The organism is Methylobacterium sp. WL6 (assembly GCF_008040095.1).
Classification (GTDB): Bacteria; Pseudomonadota; Alphaproteobacteria; order Rhizobiales; family Beijerinckiaceae; genus Methylobacterium.
In genome coordinates this window covers 1-1,732 of the sequence record NZ_VRVH01000526.1, presented here as the reverse complement: position 1 = coordinate 1,732, position 1,732 = coordinate 1, and the positions used below count along the sequence as shown (strand labels likewise).

At 72.2% G+C, this 1,732-nt stretch carries 2 protein-coding genes and 1 pseudogene; 1 reads left to right on the top strand and 2 read right to left on the bottom strand.

Features of this window, described 5'->3' with window-relative positions:
* A pseudogene (locus FV230_RS28025) lies at window positions 1–214 on the bottom strand (hypothetical protein); the annotation flags it as partial.
* 74 nt (window positions 215–288) lie between these two features.
* Window positions 289–495, bottom strand: coding sequence for a DUF2842 domain-containing protein (locus FV230_RS28020; RefSeq protein WP_147729767.1), 207 nt, complete (start codon window positions 493–495; stop codon window positions 289–291).
* Between the two features lie 371 nt (window positions 496–866).
* On the opposite strand from FV230_RS28020, the gene FV230_RS28015 reads away from it, so the two are divergent.
* On the top strand, window positions 867–1,732 hold an 866-nt coding region (locus tag FV230_RS28015; protein WP_147844688.1), incomplete at its 3' end, for a COX15/CtaA family protein.

Genomic DNA, 1,732 nt, shown 5'->3' with positions numbered 1-1,732 from the left:
GGGCGGGCGCGGGCGGGGTCTCGCCCGCCGCGTAGCCGCCGGCGACGTTCTTGGCCGCCGGCCCGAACATCGCCAGGCACTGGTTGTAGGCGAGGTCGTTCTTCAGGCGCTCGCACTCGCCGACCGAACGCGGTGTCCCCTGGGCCAGGGCGGTGCCGCCGAGCCACAGGAGGAGCAACCCGGCGAGGGCAGGGGACGGTTTCGGGAGGGGCATGAAGGACATCTGCGAGCGAAGCGGCGCGGTTCGGCCGCTTCTCGCCCCCGAGTGCGGCGAAAACGCGGGCGCCGTCAGCGGTCCGGTCGTTCCATCCACTTGATCAGCGGCATCAGCGGGAAGATCCAGGCGATGCCGAGGATGCTGTAGAGCACGGTCTGGAGCAGGGCCGGCGCCTCGGCGATGCGGCTGTCGGCCAGCGCCATCGCCAGCGGCGCGTAGACGATGACGAAGGCCAGGATCCCGATCGTCCCGATCAGGGTGCGGGTGCGGCGGCGCATGCGATTCCCTTGATGCTAGCCCCGGGGGGTAGCGCCGGCGGCCGGCGATGGCAACGCGTCGGATCGGCGCCGTCAGGGCGATCGCTGAAAGCGATCGCCCTTGTTTTCAGCTGGCCTCAATCGCCGGCGCCCGCCTCCGCGGGCTTGGGCTTTCGCTTCGCTCGACGGTCTCCAGGACATTCGTCCTGAAGACCCCGCTCCGCGCGGCGCTCTTCGCGCCGTGAAGCCGCCCCAGGCGGCTTCACGCGATCGCCCTGTCGACGCCGTCCCGCCGCGGTCCGCGCGCGTGCGGCAACGCCGGACGTTGCCGCGGGCGCCGGCTTTGCCTAACCCGGTGGCGCCCTGTCACCGATCCGAGCGACGACGCCCCGATGAGGCCTGCCGAATCCCCGCGCCGCGAAGGCGCCGTCCGCACGTGGCTCTACCTGCTCGCCGCCCTCGTCGTCGCGATGGTGGCGGTCGGCGGCGCGACGCGCCTGACCGGGTCCGGCCTGTCGATCACCGAGTGGCGCCCCGTGACCGGCGTGGTACCGCCGCTCTCGGCCGCCGACTGGGCGACCGAGTTCGAGAAGTACCGCGACACGCCGCAATACCGCATCCTCAACCAGGGCCTGGGCCTGTCGGACTTCAAGGTGCTGTATTTCTGGGAATGGGGGCACCGCCTGCTCGGTCGGATCGTCGGCCTGGTGTTCTTCCTGCCGCTGATCGCGTTCTGGTGGCGCGGCATGCTGAGCCGGCGCCTCGGCCTCGGCCTGCTGACGCTCGGCATCCTCGGGGGCGCGCAGGGCGCGATCGGCTGGATCATGGTGGCCTCGGGTCTCCAGCCCGGCATGACCGCCGTGGCGCCGATCAAGCTCGCCCTGCACCTCACCATGGCCAGCCTGATCCTGGCGGGCCTCGTCTGGCTCGCCGCCGGCGAGCGCAGCGAGAGTGTCGCCCCGGCCCGACCCCGCCTGCGCGCGGTCGCGCTCGCCCTGCCGGCGCTGGTGCTGGCGCAGATCTTCCTCGGCGGCCTGGTCGCCGGCTCCCATGCCGGTCTCGTCCACAACACCTGGCCGACCATGGACGGCGCCCTGATCCCGCCGGCCGAGACGCTGTTCTCGGTCAGGCCCTGGATCGAGAACTTCGTCGACAACGTCACCCTGGTTCAGCTCAACCACCGATTGACCGCTTACCTGCTGCTCGCCGTCGCCCTCGCGCACGCGGCCGACGCGCGGGTCGCCGCCCCGGGCAGCGC